This is a genomic window from Vibrio cincinnatiensis, assembly GCF_022113815.1.
GTDB lineage: Bacteria > Pseudomonadota > Gammaproteobacteria > Enterobacterales > Vibrionaceae > Vibrio > Vibrio cincinnatiensis_A.
Genome location: NZ_SGOM01000008.1, coordinates 60181 through 76739, shown reverse-complemented (window position 1 = coordinate 76739; position 16559 = coordinate 60181). Strand labels below are relative to the sequence as shown.

The 16559-nt window shown below is 44.2% G+C and carries 13 protein-coding genes, 9 tRNA genes and 1 pseudogene; 20 read left to right on the top strand and 3 right to left on the bottom strand.

Annotation, left to right across the window (positions count from 1 at the left end; all coding sequences use genetic code 11):
* Nucleotides 1-24: 24 nt before the first annotated feature.
* Together EXA13_RS11405 and hemW are read left to right on the top strand one after the other, a co-directional pair.
* Nucleotides 25-627 (top strand): XTP/dITP diphosphatase, encoded by a 603-nt coding sequence (locus EXA13_RS11405; RefSeq protein WP_238133290.1) that lies wholly within the window; start codon nt 25-27, stop codon nt 625-627.
* A gap of 9 nt (nt 628-636) precedes the next feature.
* The gene (gene hemW / locus EXA13_RS11400; RefSeq protein WP_238133367.1) at nt 637-1809 is read left to right on the top strand and encodes a radical SAM family heme chaperone HemW; all 1173 of its coding nucleotides are present in this window, start codon (nt 637-639) and stop codon (nt 1807-1809) included.
* Between the two features lie 33 nt (nt 1810-1842).
* On the opposite strand, the pseudogene glsB reads toward hemW, so the two are convergent.
* Both glsB and trmB read right to left on the bottom strand, forming a co-directional pair.
* Nucleotides 1843-2767 (bottom strand): annotated as a pseudogene (glsB, locus tag EXA13_RS11395) (glutaminase B).
* Between the two features lie 134 nt (nt 2768-2901).
* Nucleotides 2902-3621 carry a tRNA (guanosine(46)-N7)-methyltransferase TrmB gene (trmB, locus tag EXA13_RS11390; protein WP_238133289.1) on the bottom strand — a complete coding sequence of 240 codons (720 nt, stop codon included), beginning with the start codon at nt 3619-3621 and terminating at the stop codon, nt 2902-2904.
* 236 nt (nt 3622-3857) lie between these two features.
* Between trmB and mutY the strand changes: the two genes are divergently transcribed.
* From mutY to EXA13_RS11325, 13 genes are all read left to right on the top strand, one after another.
* Entirely contained in the window at nt 3858-4913 is a 1056-nt protein-coding gene (mutY, locus tag EXA13_RS11385) for an A/G-specific adenine glycosylase (protein WP_238133288.1), read from the top strand.
* 20 nt (nt 4914-4933) lie between these two features.
* Nucleotides 4934-5209, top strand: coding sequence for an oxidative damage protection protein (locus EXA13_RS11380; protein ID WP_238133287.1), 276 nt, complete (start codon nt 4934-4936; stop codon nt 5207-5209).
* 70 nt (nt 5210-5279) lie between these two features.
* Nucleotides 5280-6410 (top strand): membrane-bound lytic murein transglycosylase MltC, encoded by a 1131-nt coding sequence (gene mltC, locus EXA13_RS11375; protein WP_238133286.1) that lies wholly within the window; start codon nt 5280-5282, stop codon nt 6408-6410.
* 108 nt (nt 6411-6518) lie between these two features.
* A tRNA-Phe gene (locus tag EXA13_RS11370) sits at nt 6519-6594 on the top strand.
* A 49-nt stretch (nt 6595-6643) separates the two neighbouring features.
* Nucleotides 6644-6719, top strand: a tRNA-Thr gene (locus tag EXA13_RS11365).
* A gap of 6 nt (nt 6720-6725) precedes the next feature.
* Nucleotides 6726-6801 (top strand) — tRNA-Phe (locus EXA13_RS11360).
* A 12-nt stretch (nt 6802-6813) separates the two neighbouring features.
* Nucleotides 6814-6889: transfer RNA gene (locus tag EXA13_RS11355), tRNA-Asn, on the top strand.
* A 217-nt stretch (nt 6890-7106) separates the two neighbouring features.
* The gene (locus EXA13_RS11350) at nt 7107-8741 is read left to right on the top strand and encodes a methyl-accepting chemotaxis protein (protein ID WP_238133285.1); all 1635 of its coding nucleotides are present in this window, start codon (nt 7107-7109) and stop codon (nt 8739-8741) included.
* 249 nt (nt 8742-8990) lie between these two features.
* Nucleotides 8991-9066, top strand: a tRNA-Phe gene (locus EXA13_RS11345).
* Nucleotides 9067-9118: 52 nt separating this feature from the next.
* A tRNA-Thr gene (locus EXA13_RS11340) sits at nt 9119-9194 on the top strand.
* A gap of 18 nt (nt 9195-9212) precedes the next feature.
* Nucleotides 9213-9288, top strand: a tRNA-Asn gene (locus EXA13_RS11335).
* Between the two features lie 35 nt (nt 9289-9323).
* A tRNA-Thr gene (locus EXA13_RS11330) sits at nt 9324-9399 on the top strand.
* An 11-nt stretch (nt 9400-9410) separates the two neighbouring features.
* Nucleotides 9411-9486 (top strand) — tRNA-Asn (locus EXA13_RS11325).
* Nucleotides 9487-9603: 117 nt separating this feature from the next.
* Here the strand turns inward: EXA13_RS11325 and djlA are convergent.
* Nucleotides 9604-10473, bottom strand: a complete 870-nt coding sequence (gene djlA / locus EXA13_RS11320; RefSeq protein WP_238133284.1) for a co-chaperone DjlA — start codon at nt 10471-10473, stop codon at nt 9604-9606.
* Between the two features lie 147 nt (nt 10474-10620).
* On the opposite strand from djlA, the gene lptD reads away from it, so the two are divergent.
* The 5 genes from lptD (at nt 10621) to apaG (ending at nt 16557) form a co-directional block, all read left to right on the top strand.
* On the top strand, nt 10621-12972 hold the full coding sequence (gene lptD / locus EXA13_RS11315) for an LPS assembly protein LptD (protein WP_238133283.1): 2352 nt from the start codon (nt 10621-10623) through the stop codon (nt 12970-12972).
* A gap of 44 nt (nt 12973-13016) precedes the next feature.
* A complete protein-coding gene (surA, locus tag EXA13_RS11310; RefSeq protein WP_238133282.1) occupies nt 13017-14312 on the top strand; it encodes a peptidylprolyl isomerase SurA in 1296 nt (431 codons plus the stop codon).
* Nucleotides 14302-15294, top strand: a complete 993-nt coding sequence (pdxA, locus tag EXA13_RS11305) for a 4-hydroxythreonine-4-phosphate dehydrogenase PdxA (protein WP_238133281.1) — start codon at nt 14302-14304, stop codon at nt 15292-15294. The genes surA and pdxA overlap by 11 nt, the downstream gene beginning before the upstream one ends.
* Nucleotides 15295-15306: 12 nt before the next feature.
* The gene (gene rsmA, locus EXA13_RS11300) at nt 15307-16113 is read left to right on the top strand and encodes a 16S rRNA (adenine(1518)-N(6)/adenine(1519)-N(6))-dimethyltransferase RsmA (protein WP_238133280.1); all 807 of its coding nucleotides are present in this window, start codon (nt 15307-15309) and stop codon (nt 16111-16113) included.
* Nucleotides 16114-16176: 63 nt separating this feature from the next.
* Nucleotides 16177-16557 (top strand): Co2+/Mg2+ efflux protein ApaG, encoded by a 381-nt coding sequence (gene apaG / locus EXA13_RS11295; protein WP_238133279.1) that lies wholly within the window; start codon nt 16177-16179, stop codon nt 16555-16557.
* The last annotated feature ends 2 nt before the right edge of the window (nt 16558-16559 follow it).

Below are 16559 nucleotides of genomic sequence, written 5' to 3'. Positions count from 1 at the left end.
TTCCCCATCATTAACGAGAAGAATATGAAAAAAATTGTATTAGCCACAGGAAACCAAGGCAAAGTAAGAGAAATGGCTGACTTATTAGCCGATTTTGGCTTTGACGTTGTCGCACAAAGTGAATTTAAAGTATCAGAAGTCGCAGAAACGGGAACCACCTTTATTGAAAATGCCATAATCAAGGCTCGTCATGCGGCTAAAGAAACGGGGCTGGCTGCCATTGCCGATGATTCTGGTCTAGAAGTGGATTACCTCCATGGCGCTCCGGGGATCTACTCTGCACGTTACGCAGGTGATCATGCCAGTGATGCAGAGAATATCGAAAAGCTGCTTGAGGCCCTAAAAGAAGTGCCAGAAGCGCAAAGAACCGCTCGCTTTCACTGCGTATTAGTCTTGATGCGCCATGCTGATGACCCGACACCCATTGTTTGTCATGGTCAGTGGGAAGGACGGATTCTGACTCAGACTCAAGGCAGCAATGGCTTTGGCTATGATCCACTCTTTTGGGTGCCAGAAGAGCAGTGCTCCTCAGCACAACTTGAGCCGATACGTAAAAAACAGCTTTCTCACCGTGGTCAAGCACTCAAACAACTGTTTACCCTATTAACTGAACACCCGCTCCAATAAGAGAACATGATGCTTACTCCTCCCGCTCTCAGCCTCTATGTCCACATTCCTTGGTGTGTTCAGAAATGCCCTTACTGTGATTTTAACTCTCATGCCGTAAAAGCAGAGATTCCGGAACAGGAATATCTTCAGGCGTTATTGGAAGATCTCGATACTGACATTGAGAAATATCGCCTCAACGATGCGCCACGCCTCCTACACTCTATTTTTATTGGAGGAGGCACTCCCAGCTTAATTTCGGCGCAAGGAATCGAGCAGTTGCTGAAAGGAATAGCACAACGAATTCCTTTTAAGCCTGATATTGAGATCACCATGGAGGCAAACCCGGGGACGGTAGAAGCAGAACGTTTTGCGGGATACAGAAAAGCGGGAGTGACGCGAATTTCCATTGGAGTACAAAGCTTTGCAGAAGAAAAGCTTGAACGCCTTGGTCGAATTCATGGTAAACAAGAAGCCATGAATGCCGCTCAGCTTGCTCATCAGATAGGCTTAACCAGTTTTAATCTCGATCTAATGCATGGTTTACCGGATCAAACGTTAGCACAAGCACTGGAAGATCTTGACCAAGCCATTGCCCTCGATCCTCCACATCTCTCTTGGTATCAGTTAACTATCGAGCCAAATACCGTTTTTCATTATCAGCCACCCGTTTTGCCTGATGATGATGCACTATGGGATATTTTTGAGCTAGGGCATCAGAAGTTAACTCAAGCCGGTTATGTGCAGTATGAAATTTCTGGCTATAGCAAGCCGGGCTATCAGTGCCAACACAACCTCAATTACTGGCGGTTTGGTGATTACTTAGGGATTGGTTGTGGCGCACACGGTAAAGTCAGCTTTAGCGATGGACGAATCATTCGTACCACCAAAATTAAACACCCTAGAGGGTATTTAGCCGCCTACCAAAATATGGTGAAACCGTATTTAGATAGCGAACATGAGGTTGAGTTGGTTGATAGGCCCTTTGAATTTTTTATGAATCGCTTTCGTCTGCTGGAAGCTTGTCCAAAACACGATTTTACCGAGACCACTGGGCTGCCATTAAGCGCGATAGAAGCAACCATTCATTGGGCCGTAGAGATGGGCTATTTACATGATACCCCGCAGAATTGGCAGATCACTGAGCAAGGAAAACTCTTCCTCAACGATCTACTCGCCGCATTTATGGTTGATGATGATTAACACTCGATCCTCACGGTAAAATCCATGAAGGCCTTAGAAGATGGACCGCCCTATGCGCTCGGAAAGCAATTCGAGCACTTTGGTACCCGCAAGTGAATTTCCTGAAGAATTCAACTCAGGAGACCAAACCGCAATGGTCATTTCACCGGGTACGATAGCAATAATGCCACCGCCCACACCAGATTTTCCGGGCATACCGACTCGATACGCAAACTCACCCGCCCCATCATAAAGACCACAGGTGGCAAGTAAGGCATTCATTTGTTTACTTTGCATGGCGCTGATCACCCGCTGCCCAGTCTGCACAGAAACCCCTTTGTTCGCCAAGTAACTAAACGTTTTCGCCAGTTCCACACAACTCATTTTTAGTGCACAAGCATGAAAATAGTTGTTCAGTACAGGAATGACTTCGTTGTCAAAATTACCAAATGAACGCATTAAATAAGCAATCGCGGCATTACGATCACTGTGCAACATTTCCGATGTAGCGACCACTTTGTCATACACAATTTGTGGCTCCCCACTGAGCTGACGAACAAATTCTAATAACCGCTGACGAGGGGCCGATAACCGACTATGTAGCATATCTGCAATGACAATAGCTCCAGCATTAATAAAAGGGTTGCGCGGAATACCCTGCTCCATTTCTAACTGAATCAAAGAGTTAAAAGCTTGCCCTGAAGGTTCTTTCCCCACTCGACGCCAAAGCTCTTCGGGTTTATACAGCCCCATTGCTAGCGTGAGACTCAATACTTTAGAAATCGATTGAATCGAAAAGCCTTCATGGGCATCCCCCGCACTCATCACGTCACCTCGGTTGGTGTATACCGCAATAGCCAATTTATGATTAGGCACCTGTGCTAAGGCGGGAATGTAGTTAGTTAGCTACCTTCCCTTGTCCAATTAATGGGCGAACTTCATCCAGAATGCTCGCCAAAATATGTTCTGTCGGTTTCATAATCTGAACGTTACTTATTATTGTTAGTGAGTTGAGCGATTAAAAAAGCCAACATCATGAAGAGCACAATGTTGGCTTTACTGTTCTTTTGTGCTGAAACTAGTATCTTTCGCACATGACTAACTTGTCCAGACTTAACTGATGCGTTGGTATTGAATATCCCAAACACCATGTCCCAATCGATGACCACGCTGTTCAAATTTAGTCAAAGGTCGGCTCTCAGGACGAGGAATATAATCGCCTTCCTCCGCTAAGTTAACAAAGCCAGGGGCCTGATTCATGACTTCAATCATATGTTCTGCATAGTTTTCCCAATCTGTTGCCATATGGAAAACACCTTCATCAACCAATAATTTCTGACGAACCATTTCAGCAAATTCGAGCTGAACAATACGACGTTTATGGTGGCGTTTTTTATGCCAAGGATCAGGGAAAAACAGTTGCAAGGTTGCCAAGCTATTGTCAGGGATCATATGAGAAAACACTTCGACCGCATCATGGCACATCACACGAAGATTGGTGACACCCGCATCACGAGCCGAGGCTAAACAAGCCCCTACGCCTGGGCTATGAACTTCAATACCAATGAAGTTTTTCTCTGGCGCATTTTTGGCCATTTCCACCAAAGAAGCCCCCATCCCAAAACCGATTTCCAACACAACAGGGTGATCATTACCAAAAACTTGCCCCCAATCGAGTCGCTCATTCTGATAATCAATACCCATGGTTGGCCAGCACGCTTTCATTGCCGCTTCTTGGCCTTTCGTTAACCGACCTTCACGACGGACAAAACTGCGAATTCTGCGCATCACTTTACCGTCTTCATTCCGTTCGTTCGTGGTTACTTCACTCATTGATATTGCCTGTCTATTTTTTAATCTTGACTGAAAGGGAGTGTGATTATCCAAAGAATTGCGTGTGGTGCAAGTGTTATTGTTCAGTCTCTAACAACGATTTTTTAATTAAAAACGAAGATGTGAGCAATCACCATCCCCCCCCCCAATCGATATCCCTATAATTTATCGGTTGTACTTTGAGGCCATTCTGTGGTGCAATTTTGCTCCACTATTTTTATTATCATGAGTAAGTTGTGACCCCATTTGCTAAGGCTATTATTACTTGGTATGACGCTTACGGTCGTAAAGACCTTCCCTGGCAACAGAACAAAAGCGCTTATAGTGTCTGGATCTCGGAGATCATGCTCCAGCAGACACAAGTAGCCACTGTTATTCCTTATTATCAGAAATTTATGTCTCGCTTCCCAAGCGTTATCGATTTAGCTCATGCCGAACAAGATGAAGTGCTTCATTACTGGACGGGGCTGGGTTACTACGCTAGAGCTCGTAATTTACACAAAGCCGCTAAAATTGTAGTGGAAGAATATAACGGACAGTTTCCAACCCAACTTGAACTGATGAATGCATTACCGGGTATCGGCCGTTCAACGGCTGCAGCCGTGCTTTCCTCTGTTTTTAACAAGCCCCACGCTATTTTAGATGGTAACGTAAAGCGAACCTTGGCTCGTTGCTTTGCCGTCGAAGGCTGGCCGGGAAAGAAAACGGTAGAGAATCAACTATGGAAATATGCAGAACAACACACACCAACCAAGGATGTCGATAAATATAACCAAGCAATGATGGATATGGGGGCAATGATCTGCACCCGTAGCAAACCTAAATGCTCATTATGCCCAGTGGCATCATTCTGTATAGCCAAAGAACAAGGCAACCCACTCGATTACCCAGCCAAAAAACCCAAAACTGAAAAACCTACCAAACAAACTTGGTTTGTTATTCTTTATCACCAAGGGGAAGTTTGGCTTGAACAGCGGCCACAAGTTGGTATTTGGGGGGGGTTATTTTGCTTTCCACAACACACAGAGATGAACATTGCGCACACTCTGGCTATACGTGGTATTCATGAAGCCGAAATCCAACACCGAAAGACGCTGATCGCCTTTCGACATACCTTTAGCCATTACCATCTGGATATCACGCCCGTTTTATTGGAACTGTCCAAGAAACCAGACATCATCATGGAAGGAAACAAAGGTCTTTGGTATAACTTAACTCGTCCGGAAGAAGTCGGTTTAGCAGCCCCCGTTAAGCAGCTAATCAGTGGCCTACCGTTTGAAATTCATTCATAAATCATCAAGAGGAAATCATTATGAGCCGCACGGTATTTTGTGCTCGCCTACAAAAAGAAGCTGACGGTCTGGATTTTCAGCTTTACCCAGGAGATCTGGGAAAACGTATCTTCGATAACATATCAAAAGAAGCCTGGGCGCAATGGCAAACCAAGCAAACAATGCTGATCAACGAAAAAAAACTGAATATGATGGATCCTGAACATCGTAAACTCCTTGAACAAGAAATGGTGAATTTCCTCTTTGAAGGAAAAGATATCCACATCGAAGGCTATACCCCGCCAAGCCAAGCATAACTTTCATTGAACGTCGATGGAAATTGGGGCTTTCGCCCTCATTTCCTCGCTATATTTGTCCGGAAAATGCATGAAAAAGTGTTTTTATTGCCTGACCACTCTGCTGCTTTTGGTCGGTTGTAGCCGAGAATTTATCGAAAGTATTTACGATATCAATTATGAGCCAACCAATCGATTTGCGAAAAATCTTGCCCAATTACCCGGTCAATTTGAAAAAGATACCGCAGCGCTTGATGCCCTAATTCATAGCTTTTCTGGCAATATCGAGAAACGGTGGGGGCGTAAAGAAGTAAAAATGGCCGGCAAAAGTAACTATGTAAAATACATAGATAACTACCTAAGCCGTACCGAAGTTAACTTTAGTGATGGGAAAATATTGGTGGAAACCATCTCCCCTACCGATCCCAAAGTACACTTGAAAAAAGCGATCATGACCACGCTACTAACGCCTGATGACCCGGCCAATGTTGACCTTTTTTCATCCAAAAATATCGAATTAAAAGGCCAACCTTTTTTATATCAACAGGTGGTCGATCAAGATAAACAACCGATCCAGTGGAGCTGGCGCGCCAACCGCTTTGCTGATTATTTGATAGCTCACCACCTCAAAGTAAAACAAGTGGATTTTAAAAAATCCTATTACGTGGAAATCCCGATGGTTGAAGATCAAATGCAGATCCGCAGCTACCAATACTCAGATATTGTGCGCCAAGCATCACGTAAATACGATATTCCAGAAGATTTGATCTATGCGATCATCAAAACCGAAAGCAGCTTTAACCCTTATGCCGTCAGTTGGGCCAATGCTTATGGGCTAATGCAAATTGTGCCTAAAACTGCAGGGCGCGACGTCTTTAATTTGGTCAAAAATCGCTCTGGAGAACCGTCACCAGAATATCTGTTTAACCCTGAAAATAATATTGATACGGGAACGGCATACTTTTATCTCCTTAAAAATCGCTATCTTAAAGAGGTAAAACAGCCGCTCTCTTTAGAATACAGTATGATTTCAGCCTACAACGGAGGCACGGGTGGGGTTTTACGCACATTTCATAGTGATAGGCAGCGTGCCATGAAAAATCTCAACGCTCTGCAACCAAACCAAGTTTATTGGGCCTTAACCAAAAAACACCCAAATGCAGAAGCAAGGCGCTACCTTGAAAAAGTGACTCGCTATAAACAGGATTTCCATAAAAAATAAGAAAATGCGCTAAATTGCCTAAAATAACGACGCTTGAACCAATTTTTCCTTTTTTTTCTAAAAACCAGTTGACGCAGCGAAGGAAAATCCGTTTAATAGCGCTCCGTTGCCCGGATAGCTCAGTCGGTAGAGCAGAGGATTGAAAATCCTCGTGTCGGTGGTTCGATTCCGCCTCCGGGCACCACAAATTTTATTGTTGGTGCAATCGCAACAACAAGCAATAAATTAAGTGCGCCGACTTAGCTCAGTAGGTAGAGCAACTGACTTGTAATCAGTAGGTCACCAGTTCGATTCCGGTAGTCGGCACCATTTATTGCCTCGATAGCTCAGTCGGTAGAGCAGAGGATTGAAAATCCTCGTGTCGGTGGTTCGATTCCGCCTCGAGGCACCATATTAAAGCTGTTCCTCCTTAGCTCAGTTGGTAGAGCGACGGACTGTTAATCCGCAGGTCGCTGGTTCGAGCCCAGCAGGAGGAGCCACCATTCAAAACCCAGTCCTTGACTGGGTTTTCTTTTTTGTCTACCACCTCGCCTTTTTGATGCTTATTTCTACAATAGATACTTTTTTCGAGTAAAAAATTTAATCCCTGTCATAGTTTACTAACTTCCTCATATCCTACATCCCTCACTTGCTCTATGCTGATATTATTGTAATTTAATCATAATAATATTCTTCAATATCGCTTGAGGGTGGCATATGAAACTGAAAACTCAATCTTATTTTTTATCAGGAATTATCTTAATTGCCTTGCTTGCTCTCACTGCGACGGGGCTTTGGACACTTCGTGTTGCTAGTAATCTTGATAATAAAGCGCGTGTAACAGAACACTTCCAAAGTGCTTACAATATTCTGCTAGAAGTTGAGAAGATGTCTCAAGAAGGAAAGTTATCAGAAACCGAAGCAAAAGCATTAGCAACGCGTTTGATGCGTAATAACATCTATAAAGATAACGAATACGTGTATGTCGCAGATAAAGACATGATGTTTATTGCCGCCCCTCTCGATCCTCAACTTCATGGTACCAGTTTCCACGATTTTAAAGATGGACAAGGCAACAGTGTGGGCAAACTGATTCAAGATGTTCTTGCCAATAAGCGTTCACAGCTTGTGGAATATACTTGGACACAAAAACAAGCTGATGGCTCTATCGAAGAAAAACTCTCGATTGCACAAAAAACCCCTTATTGGGGCTGGGTGGTGGGAACCGGTATTGGGTTTAATGAAGCTAATGCCCGTTTTTGGTCAACCGCACAGTGGCAAGTTTCTCTCTGTTTTGCCATCGCAGGTGGTATTTTCCTTATTCTCGTTTACGCAATTCGAAAAATATTAGCACTGCTTGGTGGAGAGCCTAATGACGTACGAAATGCAGTACAATCGGTCGCTGATGGTGATATTTATACTCAATTTACAGAACAAGCTCCCAAAGACAGTATTTATGGTGCCGTACAACAAATGAGCCTTTCTTTAGCTCAGTTGGTCCAAAACTTAGAGGCATCAATGATGGCTTTACGGGGAGAATTGTCTGAGGTCGAAAATCGCTCCCACTCGATTGCGGCTCTGACAGAAACCCAACAACAATCAACAGAAATGATCGCTACCGCAATGACAGAAATGGCCTCTTCAGCAACTCAAGTGGCTCATTCAGCACAAGACACGGCATTAAATACCGATGAAGCAGACAAGCAAAGCCAACAAACACAACAACTTATCCATAATGCTGTAGGTAATATTCAAGGTCTTGCCGATCAACTACAAACAGCTAGCCAAGCCGTGTTAGAGCTTGATAATGAGGTGAACAACATTGCTCAAGTACTCAATGTCATTGGCGATATTGCCGAACAAACCAACTTACTGGCTCTGAATGCAGCGATTGAAGCCGCTCGAGCTGGTGAACAAGGTCGAGGCTTTGCGGTTGTCGCCGATGAAGTTCGTAACCTTGCAGGACGAACTCAAACCAGTACGAAAGAAATCCAACAAATGATCCAAAACCTTCAATCTGGTTCTCGCAATGCTATTGATAGTATGCAAATTTGCGCACAAACGAGCCAAAGCACGGTAACGGAATCAGAAAATGCTTCTGCAGCATTAGGTTTAATTGTTAGTGCTCTGGAAAGTATCTCCTCCATGAGTCACCAAATTGCCACAGCAGCAGCAGAGCAAACACAGGTGAGTGACGATATTTCTCAACGCATCAATATGATTGAGCAAAGTGGAACTGATTTAAGCCATGTCGTGACCGAAAGCCACCAAAGTACCCGCACATTGACTCATTTAGCCCATGAGCTTGAGCAATGGGTAAGTAAATTCAGCATTAAAAATGAAGTAAGATAAACAACAACTTCCTGACCTCTCTGGATAACAAATAAAGGCGTACCAAATACGCCTTTATTGTCTCTGACCGTTAAAAAATGGAGAAGGCTTCCGTCTGACACTAATTTACCTTTATTCCCCTGTTTCCTTAGCTTTTTCCATCCAAAATGAGCAAAAATAGCCCGCTAAGTATAGAAAATCACCAAACGAGTTTTTTTTTGCATTTTACTGTTGACGAAGAATCGGAAAACTCGTTTAATACACCCCGTTGCCTCGATAGCTCAGTCGGTAGAGCAGAGGATTGAAAATCCTCGTGTCGGTGGTTCGATTCCGCCTCGAGGCACCATTATTCAAATGAGTATTGGTGCGATACCGATACCATGAAAAGATAAATATGCGCCGGCTTAGCTCAGTTGGTAGAGCAACTGACTTGTAATCAGTAGGTCGCCAGTTCGACTCCGGCAGCCGGCACCATTTATCTTAAAAGATTGTTCCTCCTTAGCTCAGTTGGTAGAGCGACGGACTGTTAATCCGCAGGTCGCTGGTTCGAGCCCAGCAGGAGGAGCCAAATTTTTGAACAGTGTGAATACATTGTTTAATTAGGCCGACTTAGCTCAGTAGGTAGAGCAACTGACTTGTAATCAGTAGGTCACCAGTTCGATTCCGGTAGTCGGCACCATAAAAATTTATTCCTCCTTAGCTCAGTTGGTAGAGCGACGGACTGTTAATCCGCAGGTCGCTGGTTCGAGCCCAGCAGGAGGAGCCAAATTTTAAATCCCAGTCAATGACTGGGATTTTTTTTGCTCTGAAAAGCTGAGAACGGCCATCCCCGATGCCCTTTCTCAGCGTTATCGGGGAAATGAGTAAAACTTTCCGTTGTCCGTTACTTAATGCCCTTCTCTTTTTTAATCAGATCATAAGCATGTTGGATTTCTTGTGATTTTTCTTTCGCCATGTTCATCATCTCAGGCGGTAACCCTTTTGCCATTAGCTTATCTGGGTGATGTTCATTCATTAATTTACGGTAAGCTCGCTTAATCTCTTTTGCATCAGCATCTTCGCTGACACCCAACACTGAAAAAGCATCCGCCAATCGATTTCGAGCGCTTGCTTGTTGCCATTGCCCCGAGCCAGAATGGCGATCTTGTTCGCTGCCAAAACCCCCACTAAAGCCACCAGCGGATTGAAAACGAAAGGCCGCTTCTTGCATACGTAATCGACGTTCTAATTGCTCTGAGGAAAATCCGAGTCCCTGCGCAATTTTATGTAGAACCTGCCGTTCACTAGGATGTAAATCACCATCAGCGAAAGCCGCTGAAATCTGAAGTTCAAGGAAAAACTGTAATAAATCAAACCGACCACCGGTAAAAAAACGTACATTCTCTAATGTTTCTTGTAATGGAAAATCGGCCCCTTTCCCCTCTCGAAATGCCTCTTGTGCAGCACGACGTTGCTCACCATGTAAATTCATGCGCTCCATCATCACGCTCGCAAGGTGGATTTCTTGTTGCGTCACCTGCCCTTTCGCTTTTGCTACATGTCCCATCACAGCAAAAGCCGCTTTAAAAAACTCTTCTTGTCGCTCTGACTGGCTGGGACCAGAGGAATTAAAGCCCCCTGTAGCAAATGGATTCTGGCTACGCTGACGGGCTTTATCAAATTGATGGCCAAGGAAAAAGCCAAAGACTGCGCCAAACGGTCCCCCAAATAGGAAACCGAAGAAAGCGCCAAGTATTTTGCCAAAAATATGCATTTATGTGCTCTCAATCTATGAATTTTTTAGGTGTGCTGTGGTCTGATAGTGCCGGGAGCGTTAAATTCCTTTATGATAGGGAACATTTTATTGACTTATCACTCCTAAAGTCGGAATCAAACAAGCTCAACAGGATAGTACAACTCGATGTCACGTTTTTCCCGCACATTTTTAGCCGCTTCCATTAGCGCCGCGCTTTTTGCGCCACAGACTCAAGCAGACACCACGGTGGATGAGAGTGTGCAGGAACTGCCCACTATCGATCAATGCTTAGTTAACCAGCCTGAATCGGAAAATCCGAGCGCACAGCCTATCAATGTCGAAGCGGATAAGCTAGAAGCAATTAATGGGGAACGAGCAACCTATTCGGGTAATGTGGTTGTTATTCAGGGGCAAAAGCAGATCCACGCAAACAGTGTAACCTTACATCAACAAGACAACATTGTGATTGCAGAAGGGGACGTAAAATTTAGCGATGGCCAAGTCAAAACAACCTCTGATCGGGCGACCAATAATTTAAATACCGATCAAATGACATTGGAAAATACGCAATATCAATTCTTATGTCAGCCAGGGCGAGGACAAGCCGCTTATATCGCGAAAACAGGTAAAGCGGTGTATGAAATTGAAGATGGTTCAATCACGTCGTGCCCTGAAGGAGACAACGCCTGGCGACTACGAGCCTCAAGCATCGATGTTGATCAAGACGAGGAACAAGCGACATTTTATAACCCACGCTTGGAAGTGCAAAATATCCCGATTTTCTATTTACCATACCTAACGGTACCGATTGGTGATACACGTAAAACGGGCTTTCTCTATCCAAGCTTCTCATACGGTTCACGAGATGGATTTGAAGCTGCAGTACCTTTCTATTGGAACTTAGCACCAAACTATGATCTAGAGACAACGGTTCACTATATGGAGAACCGTGGAACGCAACTGAGTACACTTTTCCGCTATCTCACCGACTATGGTCAAGGCGATATTAAAGCTGAATATTTACCCGATGATAGCCTATACCCAGAAAAAGGGGATCGCTGGGCTTTCCAATACAAACACAGTGGTATTTATCAGCAAGCTTGGAAGTTTGATCTCGACTACTCTCGGGTTAGTGATATTGAATATTTCTCAGACCTCAGCTCGGGGGTCGGTCATCGTGAAGATGGTCAATTGATTCAACAGGGCCGAGTCACTTACCGCAGCGCATCATGGGATGCTTCGTTGCTGGCTAGAGATTTTCAGGTATTAACTACGGGCGATAACCAACCTTATCGGTTAATGCCGCAACTCGCTTTTAACTACTATGCCCCAGAAGTACTACGCTACCTAGATCTGGATCTAAAAAGTCATATTTCCCGCTTTGAAACCGATGCATCCGGAAAGCCTTCGGCTACTCGTGTTCATATTGAACCGGGCATAACCATTCCTATGGGTAACACTTGGGGTACATGGACAACTGAAGCTCGAGTACTCGGTACATACTACAAACAAGATTTAAAGGGCGTAACCAGTAGTGATTATCAAGATCTTGAGGAAGAAGTGTCACGAGTCATCCCTGAATTTAGAACCCATGCAGGAATTATCCTTGAGCGAGATACGGTACTCTTTAATAACTACACCCAAACGCTAGAACCCCAGATCCAATATCTGTACGTTCCTAAGGAAGATCAGAAAAAAATCGCATTGTATGACACCACGCTGTTACAAATGGATTACTACGGTTTGTTCCGCAGCCGTAAATACAGCAGTGTTGATTATATCGCCCCAGCGAACCAGATTAGCTATGGAGCATCGACTCGTTTCTTTGATGATCAATACAAAGAACGGTTAAATATTGCCTTCGGACAAATTTTCTATCTGGATAAGGGGCTAAAAGCGAGTAATTTAACCGAACCAGAAGAGGAAGAATCGCAAAGCAGCTATTCGGCTTGGGCGATCGAAATGGATTTTAACTATGACGACTACCTCTTCTATCATGGTGGTATTCAATACGATGTTGATACCAGCGCCATGCAGTTAGCCAATAGTACATTAGAGTACCGCTTTACGGGGGGGTATCTCCAAACAAACTACCGTTACGTCACCAAAGAATATATCGAGAATACGGTGGGAGACACCATTCCCGTCAATCGGATTACTAAAGATGGTATTTCACAAGTTGGTTTACTCGGTGGCTACCAACTGACACAAAAATGGCAAATGAATGGGCAATATTTTTACGATACAACCACGAAAGAAGCCCTTGAATGGTTAATAGGTTTACGTTACACCTCCGACTGCTGGTATATGGGCTTTGCTTACAGTAACCAATTGAAAAGTTGGAAAGGAGACTTTATTACTGATGCACATGCCTCTCCAGAGTATGAAAATAACTTTAGCTTTAATATCGGAATTATTGGCTTTGGTACCAATGTAACCTCAAGTGAAAGTATGACAGGAATTAAAGGGTCAAGTAATTCACTCGGTTATGGCCGCCCTTTCTTTTTGAATAACTAATGACGAACCTAACTTTAGGATCATCGATTTTGATAGGACATGGAATGAAATTGTGGACCACCGCATTATGCACGTTAGTCACTCTACTGGGTACGGCCCCTGTACTGGCTCAGCCAGTTGAATTGGATCGTGTCGCGATAATCGTTAACAGTGGCGTTATTTTACAAAGTGAGATTGATAGTGCGCTATTAACGGTTAAAGCCAATGCAAAACAAAACCAACAAACCCTTCCAGCAGAAAACGTATTACGTGAACAAGTCATTGAAAAACTAGTTATCGAAACCCTGCAACAACAAGAAGCGGAACGCATTGGGGTACGTATTGATGATAATCGCTTAAATGATGCAATCCTTGAAATAGCCCGTAACAACCAACAAACACCAGAACAGTTACGCACTTCTGTTGCTGCTGAAGGGCTCACATATGCCGAATTTCGAGAACAGGTCAGAAAAGAAATGGCCGCCAGTGAGGCTCGTAATGCTTTAGTTCGTCGTCGAATTAACATTATTCCGGCAGAAGTAGAAACACTGGCTGAATTACTGGCACAAGAAACAAATGCGACGGTTCAGTATAAAATCCGTCACATTCAACTACGCTTCAATGAAGGACAAGAGAAATCGCAAGTTGAAGAACAAGCGAAAAAACTCGTGGAACAGCTTAATCATGGTGCCGATTTCAGTACGTTGGCTCTCACTTACTCTAAAGGACCCAAAGCACTGCAAGGTGGAGATTGGGGATGGATGCGTAAAGAAGAGATGCCGACGATTTTTGCTGATCAGATAAAAATGCAGAATAAAGGCAGCATCATAGGCCCATTTCGCAGTGGTGTCGGCTTTCATATTCTAAAAATCGACGATGTAAAAGGGCTGGAAACGGTAGCGGTAACCGAGGTCAATGCTCGTCATATTTTAATCAAACCAACCATCATTTTAAGTGATGAAGGGGCACAGAAAGAGCTTGAAGAGTTCATTCGCCGCATCCGCGCCGGAGAAGCCAGCTTTGCGGAATTAGCGCAACAATACAGCCAAGATCCAGGATCTGCGGCACAAAATGGTGAGTTAGGCTATCAAACCCCCGACCTCTACGTACCAGAGTTTAAGCACCAAGTGGAAACTCTCGCCGTAGGAACCATTAGCCCCCCCTTTAAAACCGTGCATGGGTGGCATATCGTAGAAGTGCTCGATCGTCGTAATGTGGATCGCACCGATGCAGCCTTAAAAAACCGAGCCTACCGCATTTTGTTTAACCGAAAATTCAATGAAGAAGCCAGTGCTTGGTTACAAGAATTACGTGCTGCAGCTTTCGTAGAAGTTTTACAGGATAATCAAGATGACGATTAAACGCATTGTTATCACCGCTGGGGAGCCAGCCGGTATAGGCCCGGATTTAGTACTTGATCTTTCAAGAGAAAGTTGGCCACATCAAGTCGTGATTTGTGCTGACAAAACAATGCTAATGCAGCGATCTCAATTATTGGATATTCCTGTTGAGCTTATTGACTATGATCCAAAGCAGCCCCCTCGCCCTCAACAAGCGGGGTCTTTGGTCGTAGAGCACGTTGATGTAGCCGAAACTGTCATTCCAGGTCAACTCAATGAAGCAAATGGTCATTACGTACTAAAAACATTAGAAAGAGCCGCTTTAGGCTGTATGAATAACGAATTTGATGCTATTGTCACCGGCCCCGTACACAAAGGGGTTATCAACCGAGCAGGCGTGGCATTTAGTGGTCATACAGAGTTTTTTGCTGAGCAATCAAACACCCCTTTAGTGGTTATGATGCTGGCAACAGAGGGGCTTCGTGTCGCTTTGGTTACCACTCATATCCCATTAGCTTATGTATCTAAAGCGGTCACTGCTGAACGGTTAGAAAAAATTATTCATATTCTCCACAAGGACTTAGTCGAGAAATTTGCGATTGAACAACCAACGATCTATGTCTGCGGCCTCAATCCACATGCGGGAGAAGATGGTGTCCTCGGTCATGAGGAAATTGATACCATTACCCCAACCTTGGAAAAACTGCGTCAGCAAGAAGGTATCAATCTGATCGGGCCCTTACCCGCCGATACCATCTTTAATGACAAATATTTACAGCAAGCTGATGCCGTATTAGGCATGTATCATGATCAAGTACTACCAGTGCTGAAATACAAAGGCTTTGGGCGCTCAGTCAATATTACTTTAGGCCTACCTTTTATTCGTACCTCTGTCGATCACGGTACTGCATTAGATCTTGCCGCAAGTGGCCAAGCTGATGTGGGCAGTTTTAGAACCGCTCTGGCTCAAGCTATCACCCTTGTTGATAAAAGAACGCAATAATTCGAGAAAACTATGAGAAATGATGTCCATTTAGGACACAAAGCGCGTAAACGTTTTGGTCAAAACTTTCTAAACGATCCTTATATCATTGATGGTATCGTTTCTGCGATCAACCCTCTTCCCGGTCAAAATTTAGTTGAGATCGGACCCGGTTTGGGGGCAATCACAGAGCCCGTAGGCCGTGAAGTTGATAAGTTCACGGTCATTGAGCTTGACCGTGATCTGGCTGAGCGATTACGTAATCATCCAGATCTGGCTGAGAAACTGACCATCTATGAAGGCGATGCCATGCGCTTCGACTTTAGCCAACTGGTTAGGCCCAACAATAAGCTACGAATTTTTGGTAACTTACCCTATAACATTTCCACACCATTGATGTTTCATCTATTTGAATACCACAAAGATATTCAAGATATGCACTTCATGTTGCAAAAAGAGGTGGTCAATCGTTTAGCGGCAGGTCCAGGAAGCAAAGCCTACGGACGATTAACCGTTATGGCGCAATATTACTGCAAAGTCGTGCCTGTACTGGAAGTACCACCAACCGCTTTTGTTCCACCACCCAAAGTAGATTCAGCGGTAGTAAGGCTCGTTCCTTATGAGCAGCTTCCTCATCCCACCACGAGTTTAAAATGGTTAGACAGAGTCGTAAGAGAAGGCTTTAACCAACGACGTAAAACCGTGCGCAATTGCTATAAAGGCCTACTGGATGATGAGACTTTTGCTCACTTAGAAATAAATGCCAGCATGCGTCCAGAAAACCTCACGTTGGCCCAGTTTGTTGCCATGGCTAACTGGCTTGATGCTCACCATGCTTAAAAAAGTAAGGATGGAAAACCCATCCTTATTTTCTTCGTCTTGATAGAAGAATAAGGAGGGCTTATGGATACTTCCCAGCCTTGTATCACGATTCAAGTCCAGACTAAATACATCGCAGAACAGTCTGAACCTGATTACCACCGCTATGTTTTCGCGTATTTAATTACCATACGAAACCTCAGTAATGAAACAGTACAATTGACTCGGCGTCACTGGCTTATCACCGACGCCAATGGAAAACAAATGCATGTTGAAGGTGAAGGTGTTGTCGGAGAACAACCAATCATTGCTGCAAATGATGAATACACATACAGCAGTGGTACAGCGCTAGAAACGCCCGTTGGAGTCATGCAAGGACACTACACATTCCTCAATCATGCGGGTGAGACTTTTATCACAGACATTGAGCCATTTCGTTTGGCTGTCCCTAACGTACTAAATTAACG

Coding starts and splice junctions, on each gene's coding strand:
- EXA13_RS11405 (WP_238133290.1), top strand. CDS start 25: ATGAAAAAAATTGTATTAGCCACAGGAAACCAAGGCAAAGTAAGAGAA.
- hemW (WP_238133367.1), top strand. CDS start 637: ATGCTTACTCCTCCCGCTCTCAGCCTCTATGTCCACATTCCTTGGTGT.
- trmB (WP_238133289.1), bottom strand. CDS start 3,621: ATGAGTGAAGTAACCACGAACGAACGGAATGAAGACGGTAAAGTGATG.
- EXA13_RS11380 (WP_238133287.1), top strand. CDS start 4,934: ATGAGCCGCACGGTATTTTGTGCTCGCCTACAAAAAGAAGCTGACGGT.
- mltC (WP_238133286.1), top strand. CDS start 5,280: ATGAAAAAGTGTTTTTATTGCCTGACCACTCTGCTGCTTTTGGTCGGT.
- EXA13_RS11350 (WP_238133285.1), top strand. CDS start 7,107: ATGAAACTGAAAACTCAATCTTATTTTTTATCAGGAATTATCTTAATT.
- djlA (WP_238133284.1), bottom strand. CDS start 10,473: ATGCATATTTTTGGCAAAATACTTGGCGCTTTCTTCGGTTTCCTATTT.
- lptD (WP_238133283.1), top strand. CDS start 10,621: ATGTCACGTTTTTCCCGCACATTTTTAGCCGCTTCCATTAGCGCCGCG.
- surA (WP_238133282.1), top strand. CDS start 13,017: ATGAAATTGTGGACCACCGCATTATGCACGTTAGTCACTCTACTGGGT.
- pdxA (WP_238133281.1), top strand. CDS start 14,302: ATGACGATTAAACGCATTGTTATCACCGCTGGGGAGCCAGCCGGTATA.
- rsmA (WP_238133280.1), top strand. CDS start 15,307: ATGAGAAATGATGTCCATTTAGGACACAAAGCGCGTAAACGTTTTGGT.
- apaG (WP_238133279.1), top strand. CDS start 16,177: ATGGATACTTCCCAGCCTTGTATCACGATTCAAGTCCAGACTAAATAC.